Annotated in this window: 17 protein-coding genes; 11 read left to right on the forward strand and 6 right to left on the reverse strand. The window is 70.5% G+C overall.

Annotated features, from left to right (window positions below; genetic code table 11):
* Nucleotides 1-26 precede the first annotated feature (26 nt).
* Nucleotides 27-1025, forward strand: a complete 999-nt coding sequence (gene hemB, locus ACH4U8_RS27440) for a porphobilinogen synthase (RefSeq protein WP_360313164.1) — start codon at nt 27-29, stop codon at nt 1023-1025.
* Nucleotides 1026-1293: 268 nt separating this feature from the next.
* Here hemB and ACH4U8_RS27445 read toward each other — a convergent pair whose 3' ends face one another.
* Nucleotides 1294-1785: a MarR family transcriptional regulator gene (locus ACH4U8_RS27445; protein WP_395780835.1), complete on the reverse strand. Its 492-nt coding sequence runs from the start codon at nt 1783-1785 to the stop codon at nt 1294-1296.
* 131 nt (nt 1786-1916) lie between these two features.
* On the opposite strand from ACH4U8_RS27445, the gene ACH4U8_RS27450 reads away from it, so the two are divergent.
* From ACH4U8_RS27450 to ACH4U8_RS27460, 3 genes are all read left to right on the forward strand, one after another.
* Nucleotides 1917-2756: an alpha/beta fold hydrolase gene (locus ACH4U8_RS27450; RefSeq protein WP_395780837.1), complete on the forward strand. Its 840-nt coding sequence runs from the start codon at nt 1917-1919 to the stop codon at nt 2754-2756.
* Between the two features lie 396 nt (nt 2757-3152).
* Nucleotides 3153-3590: a DUF4260 family protein gene (locus ACH4U8_RS27455; protein ID WP_395780839.1), complete on the forward strand. Its 438-nt coding sequence runs from the start codon at nt 3153-3155 to the stop codon at nt 3588-3590.
* Nucleotides 3583-4152 (forward strand): TetR/AcrR family transcriptional regulator, encoded by a 570-nt coding sequence (locus ACH4U8_RS27460; RefSeq protein ID WP_360313172.1) that lies wholly within the window; start codon nt 3583-3585, stop codon nt 4150-4152. Before ACH4U8_RS27455 ends, ACH4U8_RS27460 begins: the two co-directional genes overlap by 8 nt.
* 2697 nt (nt 4153-6849) lie before the next feature.
* Here ACH4U8_RS27460 and ACH4U8_RS27465 read toward each other — a convergent pair.
* A complete protein-coding gene (locus ACH4U8_RS27465) occupies nt 6850-7224 on the reverse strand; it encodes a Rieske (2Fe-2S) protein (RefSeq protein ID WP_360313174.1) in 375 nt (124 codons plus the stop codon).
* Between the two features lie 199 nt (nt 7225-7423).
* On the opposite strand from ACH4U8_RS27465, the gene ACH4U8_RS27470 reads away from it, so the two are divergent.
* On the forward strand, nt 7424-8986 hold the full coding sequence (locus tag ACH4U8_RS27470; RefSeq protein WP_360313176.1) for an AMP-binding protein: 1563 nt from the start codon (nt 7424-7426) through the stop codon (nt 8984-8986).
* Between the two features lie 90 nt (nt 8987-9076).
* Here the strand turns inward: ACH4U8_RS27470 and ACH4U8_RS27475 are convergent, their stop codons facing one another.
* Complete coding sequence (locus ACH4U8_RS27475; RefSeq protein ID WP_395780841.1) at nt 9077-9691, reverse strand: cysteine hydrolase; 615 nt, start codon at nt 9689-9691, stop codon at nt 9077-9079.
* A gap of 99 nt (nt 9692-9790) precedes the next feature.
* Between ACH4U8_RS27475 and ACH4U8_RS27480 the strand changes: the two genes are divergently transcribed.
* From ACH4U8_RS27480 to ACH4U8_RS27495, 4 genes are all read left to right on the forward strand, one after another.
* Nucleotides 9791-11059, forward strand: coding sequence for an amidohydrolase family protein (locus tag ACH4U8_RS27480; protein WP_395780843.1), 1269 nt, complete (start codon nt 9791-9793; stop codon nt 11057-11059).
* 182 nt (nt 11060-11241) lie between these two features.
* The gene (locus tag ACH4U8_RS27485) at nt 11242-12150 is read left to right on the forward strand and encodes an SDR family oxidoreductase (RefSeq protein WP_360313182.1); all 909 of its coding nucleotides are present in this window, start codon (nt 11242-11244) and stop codon (nt 12148-12150) included.
* Nucleotides 12151-12260: 110 nt separating this feature from the next.
* Complete coding sequence (locus tag ACH4U8_RS27490; protein WP_360313184.1) at nt 12261-13448, forward strand: acyl-CoA dehydrogenase; 1188 nt, start codon at nt 12261-12263, stop codon at nt 13446-13448.
* Nucleotides 13449-13454: 6 nt separating this feature from the next.
* Complete coding sequence (locus tag ACH4U8_RS27495; RefSeq protein WP_360313186.1) at nt 13455-14441, forward strand: acyl-CoA dehydrogenase family protein; 987 nt, start codon at nt 13455-13457, stop codon at nt 14439-14441.
* Between the two features lie 91 nt (nt 14442-14532).
* Here ACH4U8_RS27495 and ACH4U8_RS27500 read toward each other — a convergent pair whose 3' ends face one another.
* The 3 genes from ACH4U8_RS27500 to ACH4U8_RS27510 all read right to left on the reverse strand — a co-directional run bounded on the left by ACH4U8_RS27500 (nt 14533) and on the right by ACH4U8_RS27510 (nt 16173).
* Nucleotides 14533-15336 (reverse strand): class I SAM-dependent methyltransferase, encoded by an 804-nt coding sequence (locus tag ACH4U8_RS27500; protein ID WP_395780845.1) that lies wholly within the window; start codon nt 15334-15336, stop codon nt 14533-14535.
* A 163-nt stretch (nt 15337-15499) separates the two neighbouring features.
* On the reverse strand, nt 15500-15973 hold the full coding sequence (locus ACH4U8_RS27505) for an MMPL family transporter (RefSeq protein WP_395780847.1): 474 nt from the start codon (nt 15971-15973) through the stop codon (nt 15500-15502).
* Entirely contained in the window at nt 15931-16173 is a 243-nt protein-coding gene (locus ACH4U8_RS27510; RefSeq protein WP_395780849.1) for a hypothetical protein, read from the reverse strand. The genes ACH4U8_RS27505 and ACH4U8_RS27510 overlap by 43 nt, the downstream gene beginning before the upstream one ends.
* A 356-nt stretch (nt 16174-16529) precedes the next feature.
* Between ACH4U8_RS27510 and ACH4U8_RS27515 the strand changes: the two genes are divergently transcribed.
* Together ACH4U8_RS27515 and ACH4U8_RS27520 are read left to right on the forward strand one after the other, a co-directional pair.
* Complete coding sequence (locus ACH4U8_RS27515; RefSeq protein ID WP_360313194.1) at nt 16530-17309, forward strand: SDR family oxidoreductase; 780 nt, start codon at nt 16530-16532, stop codon at nt 17307-17309.
* Between the two features lie 175 nt (nt 17310-17484).
* Nucleotides 17485-17892 (forward strand): YciI family protein, encoded by a 408-nt coding sequence (locus tag ACH4U8_RS27520; RefSeq protein WP_360313196.1) that lies wholly within the window; start codon nt 17485-17487, stop codon nt 17890-17892.
* Nucleotides 17893-17900: the final 8 nt, after the last annotated feature.

Below are 17900 nucleotides of genomic sequence, written 5' to 3' on the forward strand. Positions count from 1 at the left end.
CCCATGAGGAAGGCCGAGTAGTTCTGATGTCGTACCAGGCTGACGCATCGTCAGGGTTTCCCACGCAGCGCCCCCGGCGGTTGCGTACGTCCCCGGCGGTGCGCCGCCTGGTCGCGGAGACCCGGCTGCATCCCGCCGAGTTGATCCTGCCGCTGTTCGTGCGCGAGGGCGCGAGCGAACCGGTGCCGATCTCCTCGATGCCGGGCGTCGTGCAGCACACTCGTGACTCGCTGCGCAAGGCCGCGCACGACGCGGTCGCGGCGGGGGTCGGCGGGCTGATGTTGTTCGGCATCCCGACGGTCAAGGACGCGCTCGGCTCGGCGGGCTTCGACCCCGAGGGCGTGCTCCAGGTCGCCATCCGCGACGTGGTGGCCGAGGTGGGCGCCGACGCGGTGGTGATGTCCGACCTGTGTCTGGACGAGTTCACCGACCACGGGCACTGCGGTGTGCTGGCCGCGGACGGCTCGGTCGACAACGACGCGACGTTGGCCGCGTATGCGCGGATGGCCGTGGTGCAGGCCGACGCGGGCGTACACATGGTCGGGCCCAGCGGGATGATGGACGGTCAGGTCGGGGCGATCCGGCGGGCGTTGGACGATGCCGGGTATCTGGACGTGTCGATCCTGGCGTACAGCGCGAAGTACGCGTCGGGCTTCTTCGGCCCGTTCCGCGAGGCGGTCGAATCCACGCTCCAGGGCGACCGGACGACCTACCAGCAGGACCCGGCCAACGCCGAGGAGTCGGTGCGCGAGGTCCTGTTGGACGTGGCCGAGGGCGCGGATCTGGTGATGGTCAAGCCCGCGATGTCGTACCTGGACATCATTCGGCGGATTGCCGACGAGGTGCATGTGCCGGTGGCGGCCTACCAGGTCAGCGGCGAGTACGCGATGGTCGAGGCGGCGGCGGCGAACGGCTGGATCGACCGGGACCGGGTGGTGCTGGAGACGCTCACCTCGATCCGGCGCGCGGGGGCGTCGTCGATTCTGACGTATTGGGCGACCGAAGTGGCGCGGAAGTTGCGGTAGTGGATCACTCGTTCCGGTGATGGGCGGTCGAGTCGGATCGGCTCGACCGGGGGCGGCATGCGGTCGTCGGGAACGGCTTCGACGGCTTCGACGGCTTCGACGGCTTCGACGGCTTTGCGACGGTGACCGTGCTTGCGGATCCCGAGCCCGCCAAAGGTGACTACACGTCCGAGACGCGGGTTGCTCAGGGAACGCCCGTTTCCATGCACGTGGGACCGCTCAAGGGCTTTCACGATCGAGCCGGAGATCACCGCTCGCTGATTGGGCGTCAGGACCCGAGTCGCGCCACGGCTGTGGGTGGTAGGTGTCGGGCGAGCAGGGCCAGTGCTTCGGTGACCCGGGTGACCACCTGCTCGTCGGTGGTGGCCAGCACGCGTGCCAATACGTCCTCGATGCCGGCGGCGCGGACCTCGGTGACCCTTGGGGACGGGTCGGCGGCCGGGCGGACCAGTAGCCGGCGGCGGTCGGTGGGGTCCTGGGTGGTTTCGATCGAGCCGGTCTCCTTGAGCCGGGCCACGGCGGTGGAGACCTGACTCTGGGGCAGGCCGGTACGGCGGGCGATCTCGCCGACGGCGCTGTCGGGGTGGGCGACGATGTCGCTCAGGGCGATCAGCACGGAACGTGTGCCGCCGGGGTGGCGGTCGGTGCCGTCCGTGGGCGCTTGGGGGGCCGGGAGGGCTTCCTCGCCGATCTTCATGAGGGTGCGGCCCAGGAGGAAGAGGTCGACCGGGGTCATGGGTGGCTGCGGTGGGGTCGTCATGGGCGGATAGTACATCGAGATGGATGCATCTCTGCTGATGCATCGTTATTGATGTATCGGATTTGATGAATTACGGTTGTGGTTGTCGGACCGGCCCGGGACGACACGGAACGACTTCTTGGGGGAGCGTCATGGTCGCGAGTCTTGCCGCAGGTGCTGTGTTGTCCGTGCCGGGTGCCGAGTTGTACTACGAAGTGCGGGGCTCCGGGCCGCTGTTGCTGATCGGGGAGAGCGGGGAGGGCGACGCGGGGCGCAGCGTCGACCTGGTCGGGCGGTTGGTTGCGGACTACACGGTGGTGACGTACGACCGGCGCGGGCTCTCCCGGAGTACGTTGACCGACCCGGCCGCGCCGGTGACGATCGAGGACCACGCGGACGATGTGGCGCGACTGTTGGCCGAACTCGGCGATCGGCCCGCGGCGATGCTCGGGATGAGCATGGGGGCGTTGATCGGGCTGCATGTGGCCGCGGCCCACCCGGGGGCGTTGCGGACGTTGATCGCGCACGAGCCGGTGGCGCCGTGGCTGCTGACCGCTGCCGAAGGCGACGCGCATCGTGCCGAGTTGATGGCGATTCGGGGGATCCACGCGCGGGAGGGAATGGCGGCCGCGTTTCCCGCGATCGCGGCTCACCTGGGCATCGAGCCGGGGAGCGAGGATCGTGAGCCGGGGCTGACGGCGCAGCCGATGAACGGGCGACGGATGGCCAACTTCGACTTCTTCATCGGGCGGGAGTTCCCTGCGGTGGTCGGTGACGTGTTGCCGCTGGAGGCGCTGCGGGCCACGGAGACGCGCGTCATTCCCGGGCGGGGGGTCGCCACGCTGCATCGTGTGTTCACTCGCCGGTGCGCGGTGGCGTTGGAGGCGTTGGTGGGGGTCGATGCGGCGGAATTTCCCGGGGGGCACAACGGCAATCTGTCCCATCCTCGGGCGTTCGCGCGGCGGCTTCGTGAGGTGCTGGGGGGCGCGTGACGGGGGCGGGCGATGGGGTGGGGGTTGGGGGAGCGGGGTTCGGGTGGCGAGGTGCGGGCGGGGGCGCGGGTCACTCGAAGGTGGGGATTCCGGGGGTTCTTTCGGGGCGAGTCGTGGGGCGGCGTCAGCCTTGCGCCATGGTCGGCTCTCGATTTGCGGTGCGGTGTTCGATGGGTGGGTGTGCTGGGAAGCCGCCGACCAAGCCGGTCAATCCGCGACCGCCTCGGCCGCCGACGACGAAGCCGCCCAAGCCGCCGGTGCCCAAGCCCCCGGTGTTGGGTCGACCTTGCGATCGGCTCGGGGGTGGGGTTGCGGGGGTTGACGGCTAACGGTGTTAGCCGGATGATGGACGCAGGCGGCTAACATGGTTAGCCACAGGCGGATGGGGGCGGCGGCATGAGCACTTTCGCGCAGACGGGAATCGGCGGTGCCGGCTCGGCCGCGGTCCGGTGGATGCGACGTGCGGCGTGGATCGTTTTGACGTTGTTCCTGGCGGCTTTCGCGGTGTTCGAGAGCGTCAAGTACGGCCTCGCGACGTCGGCGGCGGCGTTGTTGTTTTTTGTCCTGCCCGATCTGACGATGTTCGTCGGGGCCAAGGACGCGCTGCGGGATGGTTCGCATCAGCCGGGGCGGCTTCAGCCGCGGGCGGTGCCGTTCTACAACGCGCTGCATCGGGCCTGGGTCCCGTTGTTCGTCCTGGTCGGGTACACCGTCTCGCCCGTCGTGTGGCCGCCGCTGTTCACCGCCGGCCTCGGCTGGCTCACCCACATCGCGATGGACCGTGCCGCCGGGTACGGACTGCGCACTCCGGAAGGATTCCGCAAGCATGTCTGACGTGTCGTCACCTCCCCCGATCAGCGCCCGGGCCCGTGAAATCGTCGCTGCGGCACGGGACTTGCTGGAGGGGGAGGGGCCGGAAGCGGTGTCGATGCGGAGGATCGCGGATCGGATCGGGATCAAGGCGCCGTCGTTGTACAAGCACTTTCCGGACAAGTCGGCGGTGGAGAACGCGCTGATCGCGGAGGGGATGGCCGAGTTGGCGGCGGCGTTGGAGGCGGCTGAGGCGGGGCGTGCGGAGGGCGAGGGGCGCGCGGGGGGTGTTGCGGTGTTGGCGGGGGCTTATCGGGCTTATGCGTTGGCGCATCCGGACCTGTATCGGCTGATGAGTGGGCAGCCCTTGGATCGGGCGGCGCTGCCGGCGGGGCTGGAGGACCGGGCTGCGGGCCCGCTGGTGCGGGCCGTGGGCGGGGATGCGGATGCGGCGCGGGCCGTGTGGGGGTTCGCGCACGGCATGGTCGTGTTGGAGTTGGCCGGGCGGTTCCCGCCGGGGGCGGATCTGTCGGGGGCGTGGGCCAAGGGGTGCGGGGCCTTCTCGGCGGAGCCGGCTCTGGACTGAGCCGTGGCGTGGCTCAGGCGCGGGGGCGGGCCGGGTGCGTTTATGCGCCGGACGGAACGAGGGCGACTGAACACGGATCGACCCGAGAGCCCCGCCCGGCGCGGGTCGGCCGGGCGGGGCCGGGCGGGCCCGGGCGGGAGCGCGTGAACGTGTCCGGGGGCGGCGAGTCGACCTCGGCGTGGGGCCGGGCTGGGCTGGGCTGGGCCGGGGCGACGGTGGGGGTGCGGGCAGCTTGATGGTCACTGCCGACCTTGCATGGCGGAAGTCCTGGGTTTCCCGGCGAGACGCGGGTGTTGCTCGGCTGGAAGGGTGCTGGCAACGGCGGTGTGGGTGGGTGCTTGCGTCGGGTCCGCCGGAGGGCCTTTTCGAGTGGGCCGGGCGTTCGCGGCGAGCGGTCGCGTCTTGGTCGGCGGCGGGTGGCTTTGTGCTAAACGGTCGGCGTGGACCGGCGGAGATGGGCCCGGGTCCACGGTCACCGGCGGCCGGGAGCCTTGGGTTTCCCGGCGAGACGTGGGTGTTGCTCACCGGGAAAGGCGCTGGCAACGGCGGAGCGGGTGGGTGCTTTCGTCGGGTTCGCCGGGGAGCCTTTCCGAGTGGGCCGGGCGCTTGCGGCGGGCGGTTGCGTCTTGGTCGGCGGCGGGTGGCTCAGTGCTAAACGGTCGGCGTGGGCCGGTGGAGATGGGCCCGGTCCCACGGTCACCGGCGGCCGGGAGCCTTGGGTTTCCCGGCGAGACGCGGGTGTTGCTCACCGGGAAAGGCGCTGGCAACGGCGGAGCGGGAGGGTGCTTTCGTCGGGTCCCCCGGGGGACCTTTCCGAGTGGGTCGGGGCGTTTCGGCGGGGGTTTCGGGGTGGGTGCGCAGGTGGAAGGGCTTTCGGGGGGCTTGGCGGGTCTCGATCCGGATCGCGGGACGCCTTCGGGTCCGTTGTTTCGTGCTGACCTGCGGTTTGGTGGGACCGGCCGACGCGAGCGCGTGCCGGGGGCCGGGTTGTGCACCCCGGCGGCGGATTCCACGCGGGCAGTGACTCTCGGTGGGCGTTTCGGGTCGGATCCGCCGGGTGGAAGGCCGTCCGCAAGCCCTGAAGGGTCGCGACCCGGATCCCGAGACGGCTTCCCGCACTTGGGGTTTCGCTGACCTGCGGTTTTGTGGGGCCGGGCGGCGGGAGTGCGTGCCGCAGGCGGGGTTGTGCACTCCGGCGGCGGATTTCGCGTGGGTCGTGACTCTCGGTGGGCGTTTCGGGTCGGAGCCGCCGGGCGGAGAGCCGTCCGCGAGCCTGAAAAGTCACGACCCGGATCCCGAGACGGCTTCCCGGACCCGGGGGTCCAACGACCTGGGGTTTTACGTGACCGGGCGGCGAGAGCGCGTGCCGGGGGCCGGGTTGCGCACTCCGGCGACCGGAACCGCCCACTGCCGGCCCGCTTTTCTCTCCTCTTCCGCCACCACACACCCACCGCCCGCCGAAACGCCCCGACCCACTCGGAAAGGTCCCCCGGCGGACCCGACGCAAGCACCCTCCCGCTCCGCCGTTGCCAGCGCCTTTCCCGCCGAGCAACGCCCAGGTCTCGCCGGGGAGTCCAGGGCTCCCGACCGCCGGCGACCGTGGGACCGGGCCGATCTCCGCCGGTCCACGCCGACCGTTTAGCACTGAGCCTCCCGCTGCCGACCAAGACGCGACCGTCGGCCGCGAACGCCCGGCCCACTCGGAAAGGCTCCCCGGCGGACCTGACCGGGCCGCCCTCCCGCTCCGCCGTTGCCAGCGCCTTTCCGGCGAGCAACACCCACCTCTCGCCGGGAGACCCAGGGCTCCCGGCCGCCGGTGACGGTGGGACCGGGCTGATCTCCGCCGGTCCACGTCGACCGTTTAGCACTGAGCCACCCGCCGCCGACCAAGGCGCGACCGTCGGCCGCGAACACCCGGCCCACTCGGGAAGGCTCCTCGGCGGACCTTGCCGGGCCGCCCTCTTTCCGCGCCGTTGCCAGCGCCTTTCCCGCCGAGCAACACCCGCGTCTCGCCGGGGAACCCAGGGCTCCCGGCCGCCGGTGACCCCGGGACCGGGCCCATCTCCACCAGCCCACGTCGACCGTTTAGCACTGAGCCTCCCGTTGCCGACCAAGACGCGACCGTCGGCCGCGAACACCCGGCCCACTCGGAAAGGCTCCCCGGCGGACCCGACCGGACCGCCCTCCCTCCGCGCCGTTGCCAGCGCCTTTCTGGCAAGCAACGCCCAGGTCTCGCCGGGGACTCAGGGCTCCCGGCCGCCGGTGACCCCGGGACCGGGCCCATCTCCGCCGGTCCACGCCGACCGTTTAGCACTGAGCCATCCGCTGCCCACCAAGACGCGACCGCCAGCTGCAATGGCCCGGCCCACTCGGGAAGGCTCCCCGGCGGACCTCACCGGGCTGCCCTCTCTCCGCGCCGTTGCCAGCGCCTTTCGCGGTGAGCAACGCCCACCTCTCGCCGGAAACCAAAGGCTCCCGGCCGCCGGTGACCGTGGGACCGGGCCCATCTCCGCCGGTCCACGCCGACCGTTCAGCACAAAGCCATCCGCTGCCGACCAACACTCGACCGTCGGCCGCGAACGCCCGACCCACCCGGAAAGGCTCCCCGGCGGATCCGACGAAAGCACCCACCCACCCACCCACCCACCCACCCACCCACCCACCCACCCGCTCCGCCGTCGCCGGCTGCCCGCTGGGTCACGTGGGCGGTCGGCAGGGGGTTCGTTGGGCTTTTCGGGTGGGGCGGGGGGTGGGGGAGTAGTAGACCAGGTCGTTTTGTAGCCAGGTGGTGTAGGTGCGCAGGGGGCGGCAGGTGAGGGGGCCCAGGGAGCGGCCGGTGGCGATTTCGAAGGTGCTTGCGTGGGCGGGGCAGGTCAGGTGTTCGCCGGTGAGGGTGCCTCGGGAGAGGATCGCGCCGGCGTGGGGGCAGCGGTCCTCGAAGATGTGGACCGTGTCGCCGTGGCGCAGCAGGGCGAGCGGCGGGCTGGTGGCGATTCGCTTCGGGACGTCCTCGGGGAAGCTCGTGAGCGGACCCAGGCACACCGGTGGGCGCTCCCGGCGGAATGGCGACATGTGGCCCCCGGGGTTGGTGGTACCGCCTCAGGTTAGGCAGTACTGCCTTGGTTTGCCAGCACCGGGTTGTGATGCGCGTGACCACGGGAAGTCTTTCTTCCCGCAAAGCTTCTGACGTACCGTCAGTTCAGCGCCTAGGCTCTGGCTCTGCCATGCCCGGCGCCGTACCCCCGGCCCCGGCTTCCCGCGCGGAGGACACGTGTCTGACCCGATCTACGACGCCACCACTCTCTGGGAGCTGGTGGAGCGCCGCGCGGCGGCGACTCCCGATGTGCCCATGTTGCTCGACCCGGAGGACCGCAAGGTCACCTTCGGTGAGTTCAAGGCGTGGGCGGAGCGCGTGGCCGCGGGCTATCACGCGCTCGGCGTCACCGCCGGCACCCGCGTGACCTGGCAGTTGACCACCCGGATCGAGTCCATCGTGGTCTCGTTCGCGCTGGCCCGGCTCGGCGCGGTGCAGAATCCGATCATCCCGTTCTACCGGGAGAAGGAGGTCGGGTTCTGTCTGCGGCAGACCGACGCCGAATTCTTCCTGTGTCCGCGCAGTTGGAAGGGCTTCGAGTTCCTCGCGATGGGCGAGGCGCTCGCGAAGGACCTGGCGAAGCCGCCGCTGGTGCTGGTGGCCTACGACGAACTGCCCGAGGGCGACCCGGCGGACCTGCCGCCCGCGCCGACCGACGGCGACGAGGTGCGCTGGCTCTACTACACGTCCGGGACCACCTCCGACCCGAAGGGCGTCCAGCACAGCGACTCGACGCTGCTCGCGGGCGGCAAGGGCCTGGCCGTCGCGCTCGACATGTCGCAGAGCGACGTCGGCTCGATCGCCTTCCCGTACGCGCACATCGCCGGCCCGGACTACATCGTCACGGTGCTCGCCTCCGGCTTCCCGGCCGTGATCGTGGAGAACTTCGACCCGGCCGGCGTGGTGCCCGTGTACAAGCGGCTCGGCGTCACCATGGTGGGCGGCTCGACCGCGTTCTATGTCGCGTTCCTGAACGAGCAGCGCAAGCAGCCGGGCGAGAAGATCATTCCGACCCTGCGGATCGTCTCGGGTGGTGGCGCGCCCAAGCCGCCGGAGCTGGTCGCCGAGGTGCGCGACGAGATGCGGGCGATCCTGTGCCACGGGTACGGGATGACCGAGGTCCCGATGATCGCCCAGGGCGGCCCGCACGACTCCGAGGACCAGCGTTCCTACACCGAGGGCAAGCCGGTGAGCGGGATCGAGGTGCGCATCGCGCGGGCCGACGGGACGGTCGCGGACACCGGCGAGGAGGGCGAGGTCCGGCTGCGCGGGCCGATGGTGTTCAAGGGGTACACCGACCCCGCGCTGACCGCCGAAGCGTTCGACGAGGACGGCTTCTTCCGGACCGGCGACCTGGGGCGGGTGCGGGCCGACGGGCACCTCTCGCTCACCGGACGGCTCAAGGACGTGATCATCCGAAAGGGTGAGAACATTTCGGCGCGGGAGATCGAGGACCTGCTCTTCGCCCACCCCAAGGTCGCCGACGCGGCGGTGATCGGCCTGGTCGACCGCGAGCGTGGCGAGCGGGTCTGCGCCGTGATCGAGCGGCAACCGGACGAGGCGGACCTGACCTTCGCCGAGATGGTCGCCTACCTGCGCGAGTCGGGTCTGATGACGCAGAAGATCCCGGAGCAGTTGGAGCTGGTCGACGCGCTGCCTCGGAACGAGACGCTGCGCAAGGTGTTGAAGTTCAAGCTTCGCGAGGAGTACGACAAGAAGCCTTGGACGCCCGCTCGCTGACGGTCGATCAGATGGTCGGTCGGTAGGCGCTCGGGAATTTCTGCTTTGGCTGATGCCCCGTCATCCATGCGGTGACGGGGCATCAGGTCTTTACTTCCAGGCGGCCAGTACGGCGTCCACCGTGGTGATCGTGGCGATCGCGTTGAAGGTGTTCGCGAGCACGGCCTCGGCGTATTCGGGCGGGAATCCGGCCACCGCCTCGCGGGGTACGACGAACTGGAAGCCGGCGTTGACCGCGTCCATCGCGAAGTTGAGCATGCCGACGTTGAGCGAGACGCCGACCCCCACGATCGTGCGCACGCCCAGGTTGCGCAGGATGGCGGCGAGTCCGGTGTCGGCCATCGGGCCGAGCCCGTGATAGCGGGAAAGCACCAGGTCGGAGGGGGCGACGGTGATGCCGTCGGCCACCGCGGCGGCGGGTGAGCCCGGTTCCAGGAGGATCGGCGACTTGGCCGCGGCGCCGAACATCCGGGCGTTGGCGTTCGCGCCCAGACCGTCCGGGCGGCGGACCGCCAGGCAGTGCACGACCGGGAGTTCGGCTCGACGGGCGGCCTTGGCGAGGCGGTCGACGGTCGGAATCAGCTCCCGGGTGTGTGCGGTGAGCGCGGGGAATACCGCGTGGCTGCCGATCACCCCGTTCTGGCATTCCTGGGTGACCAGCGCGGTGTGCGCGGGGGCGATCAGTTCTTCGAGATGCAGGGCCATCCGTGATTCTCCTGACGTTGAGTCAGCTTGTGGTTCCCTCGGCCCAGAGATTACGCTAAATCTGACGGTCCATCAGATTTCAGTGAGCGGGAGGGGCCGATGAGCACCAACCAGCCCGGACAGGCTGCCACGCAGTCCGGAAACTCCTTCGGTGAACTGCCGAAGATCATCAGCGTCGATGACCATGTCATCGAGCCGGCACACCTGTTCGAGCGCTGGTTGCCGAAGAAGTACCACGAGCGTGGACCCAAGCCGGTCACCACCGGCATCGGCACGCTCGAGTACACCGGCGCGAGCTACAAGATCACCACCGACCCGAACGGTCCGCTTGCCGACTGGTGGTTCTACGAGGACCTGCGCTTTCCGTACAAGCGCAACATCGCCGCCGTCGGCTTCAGCCGCGACGAGATGACCCTCGAAGGCATCACCCGCGGCGAGATGCGCCCCGGGTTGTACGACCCGGCCGAGCGGCTCAAGGACATGGACGTCAACCATGTCGAAGCCTCGTTGTGCTTCCCGACCTTCCCGCGGTTCTGCGGCCAGACCTTCTCGGAGGCCGCGGACAAGGAGGTCGCGCTCGCGTGTGTGCGTGCCTACAACGACTGGATGGTCGAGGAGTGGTGCGGCGACTCCGGCGGTCGGCTGATCCCGCTGATCATCATCCCGCTGTGGGACGTGCAGCTCGCGGTCGAGGAGATCAAGCGCAATCGTGCCCGGGGCGTCACCGCGGTGTGCTTCAGCGAGATTCCCGCGTTCCTCGGTCTGCCCAGCATCCACACCGGTTACTGGGACCCGTTCTTCGAGGTCTGCGCGGACCTGGGCGTGACGATCAACATGCACATCGGCTCGTCCTCGACGATGCCGGCCGCGTCGCCGGACGCCCCCGCGGCGGTGCAGGCGTCGCTCAGCTTCAACAACGCGATGGCCTCGATGGCCGACTTCATCTTCGCGGGCGTCCCGGCGCGCTTCCCGAAGATCAAACTGGCCTACTCCGAGGGTCAGATGGGCTGGATCCCGTACGCCCTGGAGCGGATGGACGACGTCTGGCTGGAGCACCGCGCGTGGGCGGTCACCGGTGAGGTGTTGCCCGAGGCGCCGTCGTACTACTTCCGGCGGAACATGTTCGCGTGCTTCTTCCGGGACCGGCACGGGGTGAACTCGCTCGACGTGATCGGCGAGGACAACGTCACGTTCGAGACCGACTACCCGCACGTCGACTCCACGTGGCCGCACACCAAGAAGATCGCCGAGGAGCACCTGGCCGGGCTGGGTGCGGAGACGGTCTACAAGATCATCCGGGGCAACGCGATCCGGATGCTCGACCTCGACTTCGACAAGGACCGGGTGGCTGCGGTCGCGGCGGTCTGATTCGGCGGGTGAACACCCGGCGCCGTCGTGGCCTTGCCGCGGTCGAGTGCGGTGCGGCGACTCGGCGCCCGGGTGTTCATCGGTTCAGCGGTAAGGGGCGGCTCGTCGGATCCCGGCGGGCCGCTTCCGAGGTATTCCGACTCGCGTCGGCACACGTCGTCAGCACACCGGAGGGGCCTGGAATGAGTGGGATCTGCGAGGGGCGCGTCGTCATCGTCACCGGTGCCGGCGGCGGCATCGGGCGCGAGCACGCGCTGGCGTTCGCCCGTGAGGGCGCGCACGTGGTGGTCAACGACATCGGCGCCTCGCGCCAGGGCGACGGGCGTTCGCTCGGTCCGGCCCAGCAGGTCGTGGCCGACATCGAGGCGCTGGGCGGCAAGGCGGTCATCAACGCGGACGACGTCGCCGACTGGGCGGGCGCGGAGCGGCTGGTGCAGACCGCCATCGACACGTTCGGTCGATTGGACGTGGTGGTCAACAACGCGGGCTTCCTGCGCGACCGGATGTTGGTCTCGCTCGGCGAGGACGAGTTCGACGCGGTGGTCCGGGTGCACCTCAAGGGCCACTTCGCGGTGATGCGCCACGCGGGCGCGTACTGGCGCGCGCAGGCCAAGGCGGGCGCGACGATCGACGCGCGGCTGATCAACACCACCTCCGGCGCGGGCCTGATGGGCTCGGTCGGGCAGGGCAACTACGCGGCGGCCAAGGCCGGCATCACCTGTCTGACCCAGATCGCGGCGGTGGAGATGGGCCGATACGGCGTGACCGCCAACGCGATCGCGCCCGCCGCGCGGACCCGGATGACCGAGGAGGCGATGCCGGACATGGTGCGCAAGCCCGAGGACGGCAGCTTCGACTTCTATGACCCGGCGAACATCTCGCCGCTGGTGGTCTGGCTCGGTTCGGCGCAGTCGCGCGAGGTGACCGGGCGGGTGTTCGAGGTCGAGGGCGACAAGGTCTCGGTGGCGACCGGTTGGCAGCACGGTCCGGAGGCGAGTGCGGGCCGTCGGTGGGAGCCGGCCGAGCTCGGTCCGGTGGTGGCGAAGCTGCTCGACGAGGCGCCGACGCCGACGCCCGTGTACGGGGCCTGAGTTCCGCCTTCTCATCCGGTCATCCGGCTTTCGGCTTTTCGGTCCTGTGGCCGGTGGGCCGTGCGGTTGCCCGAGCATTCGACCTTTCGTCCGACAGGGAGTCGAGAACCATGGACCTCCGGTATACCGAGGCCGAGGAGAGTTTTCGCGCGGAATTGCGCGCGTGGCTCGACCGGGCCATTCCGTTGCTGCCGGCCAAGCCCGACCGCAACGACTGGCCGGGTCGGCGGGCCTACGACACGGCCTGGCAGCGGTTGTTGTTCGAGGCCGGCTACGCGGGTCTGCACTGGTCGGTCGAGGCGGGCGGCAAGGGGGCCACGCCGACCGAGCACCTGATCTTCCTGGAGGAGACCGAGCGGGCCGGCGCGCCGTACGTGGGCGCGAACTTCGTCGGCCTGCTGCACGCCGGACCGACCATCGACGCGGCCGGTACCGACGAGCAGCGGCGCCGGTATCTGCCGGGTATCCTGCGCGGCGACGACGTGTGGTGCCAGGGCTTCTCCGAACCCGGCGCGGGCAGCGACCTCGCCTCGCTGCGCACCCGGGCGGTCCGCGACGGTGACGACTACGTCGTCAACGGCTCGAAGATCTGGACCTCGCACGCGGAAGTCGCGGACTACTGCGAGATGTTGGTACGCACCGACCCGGACGCCCCGAAGCACAAGGGGATCACCTGGCTGATCGTGCCGATGGACACGCCGGGCATCACCATCCGTCCGCTGGAGACGGTGATGGGTACCTCGGAGTTCGCCGAGGTGTTCTTCGACGACGTACGGGTGCCGGTGGCGAACCGGGTCGGCGAGGAGAACGACGGCTGGCGGGTCACCATGGTCACGCTGTCGTTCGAGCGGGGTACCGCGTTCGTCAGCGAGGTGGTCGCCTGTCAGCGGTTGCTGCGTGAACTCGCGGCGCTGGCCAAGAAGGTGACGCGGCGTCAGGCAAGTGCCTGGGACGACCTCGCGCTTCGGCGCGAACTCGGGCACCTGACCGCCGAGTTCGAGGCGCTGTGGGCCTTGACCAAGTGGAACGTGTCCGAGGCGCAGCGCTCCGGGGTGCCGGGGGTCGGCGGTTCGGTGTTCAAGCTGCGGTTCTCCGAGACGAAGCAGAAGGTCTACGACCTGGCGCACCGGCTGCTCGGCCGCGCGGCGCTGGCCGTGGACGACGTCGCGGGGCTGCCCAGCGGCTCGTTGATGGACGAGCGGCTGTCGTCGCTGTCGTACACGATCGCGGCGGGCACGTCGCAGATCCAGCGCAACATCGTGGGCGAGCGCATCCTCGGCCTGCCGAAGGAACGGTGATCGGGCATGGATTTCCAACTGAGCGAGGACCAGCGCGATCTGCGGTCCGGCGTACGGGAGTTCTGCGAGGGCCGGTTCGGCCGGGAGCGGATGCGGGCGCTGGTGGACACCGCGCCGGTGCCCGGGATGGTGGACCGGGCGTTGTGGCGGGAGTTGGCCGAGACCGGGTTCTTCTCGCTGCGGATCGCGGAGGAGGCGGGTGGCGTCGGGCTCGGGATGGCCGAGGCGGCGTTGGTGTACGAGGAGGCGGGTCGGGTGTTGCTGCCCGGGCCGCTGGTGGCCACGCACCTGGCGGCTTCGCTGCCGGGGGATCTGGGCACGGACGCGGCGGCCGGCGACGCGGTGGTCGGGGTGGTCGAGGGTGATTCCTGGCCGCTGCTGATCGAGCATCTGGACGCGCTGGATTGTTTGTTGGTGCTGACGGACGAGGGCATTCGACTGGTTGACCCGCGGGTGGTGCGGGGCACGGCGGTGGCGCATCCGGTGGATCCGTTCACGCCGGTGACCGCGGTGGACGCGCTGCCGGCGGGCGAATTGGTGGCCGACGCCGCGGTCGCGGAGCAGTGGCGCCGGATCGGCGCGGTGCTCACGGCGGCGCTCCAGCTCGGGATCGCGGGACGGCTGACCGAGTTGGCCACGCAGTATGCCAAGGAGCGCGAGCAGTTCGGCCGGGTGATCGGCGGGTTCCAGGCGGTCAAGCACCTGTGCGCGGACATGCTGGTGCGCACCGAGTTGGCGCGGGCGGCGGTGTACGCGGCGGCTGTGACGTTGGACGACCCGGCGGTGGGCGACGCGGAGATCGCGGTGCTCACGGCCAAGGTGATGGGCGACGACGCGGCGACGCGCAACGGCAAGGACGCCACGCAGGTGCACGGCGGGATGGGGTTCACCTGGGAGGTGGACGTGCATCTGTACCTGAAGCGGGCCTGGGTGCACGCGACGCAGTTCGGCGGGGCGGAGGAGAACGAGGAGGCGTTGGCGGGGACGCTGTAGGACCCGCGTCGGCCGGGTCGGGCTTCGGCTCACCCGGCGGCGTCGCGCCGGGCGCGGGCGGCTTTCCGGATCGGAGGCCGCCCGCGCCGGCTCACGGGCGGGCGGATCGCCGGATGCGCACGATGTCGTGGTCGTGGCCGATGGAGAAGCCGGCGCCGTCCGGGTCGGCGAAGTGGGTCAGCACGTACCGTTCGAGGTCCTCGTGGGTCGGGCGGGCGTCCAGCTCGGCCAGATTCGGGACGTTCGCCATGAACTCTGCCACCGCGAGGGTGTCGGCCCGGTTGTCGGAGTGAAAGCGCACGGGCAGGGTCTCGACGGTGCAGGACTCGACGAGGTCCTCGTGGCCCGTGCGCAGCGCGTCGGTGGTCGCCGCCAGGTCGAAGCGGATGCCGAAGAAGTGCCGGACCAGGCGCATGCACTCGCTGTTCGGATTCTGGAGCGCCAGGACGAGTTCGCCGCCCGGCCGGACCCAGCCCAGGAACCGTCGGACGGTGGGCAACCACTGCGACTGCGGCAGGTAGTAGAGCATGTGCGAGCACAGCGCGAAGTCGGCGAGAGTGCCCGGGTTCGCCGTCTCGACGGGATCGGGCAGCACCCGGGCGTTCGGGCAGGCCCGGCGGAGGGCGTCGCGCATGTAGCTGCCGGGTTCGATGGCGATCGTGTGTTCGAAATAGCCGCCCACATGCCGGGTGGTCGTCCCGGACCCGGCGCCGATGTCGAGGAACACCGAACGGTGGGGCAGTTGTTCGACCAGGGCGCTCAGGTGGGCGTGGGTCACGGCCTTCTCGTCCGACCCCGCGAGGAAGAGTTCGAAGGCTCGGCGGTAGTCGTCCCCGGCGACGTCCAGGATGCGGATCGGGTCGGACGGATCGGCTTCGGTCGGGGGCAACGCCATGTCGGTTCGGCCTCCTGGCGAGGAAGACTTCGCTGGTTGTGGGCGGGTCGGGGGGCGCTGGGCGGGTGATGGTGCACGGGTGGGCCGCGATGCGCCGGGTGAATCGCGGTGCGCCGGGCGGGTGGGGTGCGTTGCGCAGCACGCTACGGGATGCCCGCCCGGGTCAGCCGGATGCCGGGACCTTCGTGCGGGTCGTGGTCGTGGGCGTGTTCGGGACGTGCGGGCGGCCGGGCCACCAGAAGGTCCGGCCGGTGTCGAGGGCGGGCGCCGGCACCAGGATCGAGCGGACCAGGAAGGTGTCGATCAGGACGCCGAGGGCGACCGGGGTGCCGATCTGGATGAAGGCGACCTGGGGTGCCGTAGTCGGCGTGGCGAAGGTGGCGGCCAGGACCGCGCCGGCGCCGGTGATCACGCCGCCGGTGGCGGTCAGGCCGGTCGGTACGGCCGATTCGTGGGCGCGATGTTCGGATTCCTCGCGGATCCGGGAGATCAGGAAGATGTTGTAGTCCGCGCCCAACGCGACCGGGAAGCCGACCAGCATGACCTGTACGTCTATCGCCGGGAAGTCCAGGACGTGCCGGAACAGTTGCCGGTTCAGGCCCAGGGCGGCGGCGTAGGACAGCAGCACGGTCGCCATCGGCAACAGCGGGGCCATTCGAGGGCGGCGTCGTCGTGGGTGCCGTTCGCGCTTGGGGACGGTGCGGCGGTGGTCAGGGTGATGGCGCCGGCGATCAGGATCAGCCAGGCGAGCAGCACGAGTCGGACGTGACGCCTGCCCTCGGCGGGGGCGGTGGACCGGTTTCGGGCAGGGGAGGCCGACTTGCCTGTGCGGAACACGGGATGTTCTCCTCGTGGGTGGATGAACGCGCTCGTGAAGACACGTCCTCGCGGACGTGGGGTGCGGTCTCCGTGATCCGGGCCGTCGAGCTGCAACTCGACGGCCCGGAGTTGTTCGGGGCCGGGTGCGGGCCGGGGCTCAGGTTTCGGTGGGCGAGCCCGCCGGGGGTTCGGGGAACGCGAAGAAGCGGGTCAGGACGGTGCGGGCCTCGGGGGGCGGGTGGTGGTGGGGTGCCGGGAGGCTTCGGGCCCGGTGAGGTGGATCGTGCCGGTTGGGGGTCCATTGACAGTTCTCGGGTCTGCGGATATTTCTGACTGGTCGTCAGATCAGCGTGGGCAGCAGCAGGGAGCCAGTCATGGAGCGCGACTTCGAGAGCCGGACCGGAGCGGTCGTGGTGGTCGGCGCGGGCGGCGGGATCGGTGCTGCGATCTGTCGGATGTTCGCCGAGCGCGGCGCGGATCTGGCGGTCACCTATCGCAACGGGGCCGCCGCGACCGAGGCCGTGGCCGAGCAGGCCAGGTCCGAGCACGGCCGGCGGGCCCGGGCGTGGCAGGTCGATCTGACCGACGCGGACGCGGTGGCGACCTTCGTGGACGCGGCGGCGAAGGAGTTCGGCGGGGTGCACACGGTGGTGTACGCGTCCGGGCCGCACGTGCCGATGGTGCACCTGAGTCGGGTCACCCCGGCCCAGTACCGCGAGCAGCTCGACGGCGATGCGGCCGCGTTTTTCAACCTGGTGCACCCGTCGCTGCCGCACCTGCGCGCGGCGGGCAACGGCAGCCTGGTCGCGGTCACCACGGCGGCGACGAGCCGATTCCCGGTTCGGGACGGGCTGTCCTCCTGTACCAAGAGCGCGGTCGAGGCGATCGTGCGCGGCATCGCGGCCGAGGAGGGCCGATTCGGGGTGCGGGCGAACAGCGTCGGCCCGGGCATGCTCACCGACGGCATGGCCGCGCGGCTGATCGACAGCGGCGACCTGGACGAGCGCGCGCTGGACGTCGCGCGGGGCAACATCCCGCTGCGGCGCTTCGGGCGGGCGGCGGACATCGCCGAGGCGGTCTGCTTCCTGGCCTCGGACCGGGCGGGCTTCATCAGCGGTCAGAAGCTGGATGTGGACGGTGGTTACGGCGTCTGACGACGCCGCGCGGAGCGGTGGCCATGGCGTCTGACGACGCCGCGCGGAGCGGTGGCCACGGTGTCCGACGACGCCGCGCAAAAGTTTTCCGTTGTGGATGTCGAGAACGCGTGGCCTGCTCCGTCCCAGGGGCGAAGGTGACCAGAATGGGTCGCCCCGGTACCAGGAGAACACCATGGCCAAGTACTTGCTGCTCAAGCACTACCGAGGCGCCCCGGACGCGGTCAACTGCGTGCCGATGGACCGGTGGACGCCGGAGGAGGTCTCGGCCCACGTGCAGTACATGAACGACTTCGCGGACCGGCTGAAGGAGACCGGCGAGTTCGTCGACGCCCAGGCGCTCGCCCCCCAGGGCGCGTGGGTCCGTTACGACGGCGAGGGCCGCCCGCCGGTCACCGACGGACCGTTCGCCGAGACCAAGGACCTCATCGCCGGCTGGATGGTGATCGACGTCGACACCTACGAGCGGGCCGTCGAGCTGGCCGGGGAACTGTCGGCCGCCCCCGGGGCGGATGGCAAGCCGATTCACGAGTGGCTCGAGGTGCGCCCGTTCCTGGGCTCCTCGCCGACCGTCACGGAGTGACCGCTTCC

This window comes from Embleya sp. NPDC020886, from assembly GCF_044333915.1.
Taxonomy (GTDB): Bacteria; Actinomycetota; Actinomycetes; order Streptomycetales; family Streptomycetaceae; genus Embleya.

Bases quoted from the DNA above. Each gene is read 5' to 3' on its own strand.
- hemB (WP_360313164.1), top strand. From the start codon at position 27: ATGTCGTACCAGGCTGACGCATCGTCAGGGTTTCCCACGCAGCGCCCC.
- ACH4U8_RS27445 (WP_395780835.1), bottom strand. From the start codon at position 1,785: ATGACGACCCCACCGCAGCCACCCATGACCCCGGTCGACCTCTTCCTC.
- ACH4U8_RS27450 (WP_395780837.1), top strand. From the start codon at position 1,917: ATGGTCGCGAGTCTTGCCGCAGGTGCTGTGTTGTCCGTGCCGGGTGCC.
- ACH4U8_RS27455 (WP_395780839.1), top strand. From the start codon at position 3,153: ATGAGCACTTTCGCGCAGACGGGAATCGGCGGTGCCGGCTCGGCCGCG.
- ACH4U8_RS27460 (WP_360313172.1), top strand. From the start codon at position 3,583: ATGTCTGACGTGTCGTCACCTCCCCCGATCAGCGCCCGGGCCCGTGAA.
- ACH4U8_RS27465 (WP_360313174.1), bottom strand. From the start codon at position 7,224: ATGTCGCCATTCCGCCGGGAGCGCCCACCGGTGTGCCTGGGTCCGCTC.
- ACH4U8_RS27475 (WP_395780841.1), bottom strand. From the start codon at position 9,691: ATGGCCCTGCATCTCGAAGAACTGATCGCCCCCGCGCACACCGCGCTG.
- ACH4U8_RS27480 (WP_395780843.1), top strand. From the start codon at position 9,791: ATGAGCACCAACCAGCCCGGACAGGCTGCCACGCAGTCCGGAAACTCC.
- ACH4U8_RS27485 (WP_360313182.1), top strand. From the start codon at position 11,242: ATGAGTGGGATCTGCGAGGGGCGCGTCGTCATCGTCACCGGTGCCGGC.
- ACH4U8_RS27490 (WP_360313184.1), top strand. From the start codon at position 12,261: ATGGACCTCCGGTATACCGAGGCCGAGGAGAGTTTTCGCGCGGAATTG.
- ACH4U8_RS27495 (WP_360313186.1), top strand. From the start codon at position 13,455: ATGGATTTCCAACTGAGCGAGGACCAGCGCGATCTGCGGTCCGGCGTA.
- ACH4U8_RS27500 (WP_395780845.1), bottom strand. From the start codon at position 15,336: ATGGCGTTGCCCCCGACCGAAGCCGATCCGTCCGACCCGATCCGCATC.
- ACH4U8_RS27505 (WP_395780847.1), bottom strand. From the start codon at position 15,973: ATGGCGACCGTGCTGCTGTCCTACGCCGCCGCCCTGGGCCTGAACCGG.
- ACH4U8_RS27515 (WP_360313194.1), top strand. From the start codon at position 16,530: ATGGAGCGCGACTTCGAGAGCCGGACCGGAGCGGTCGTGGTGGTCGGC.
- ACH4U8_RS27520 (WP_360313196.1), top strand. From the start codon at position 17,485: ATGGCCAAGTACTTGCTGCTCAAGCACTACCGAGGCGCCCCGGACGCG.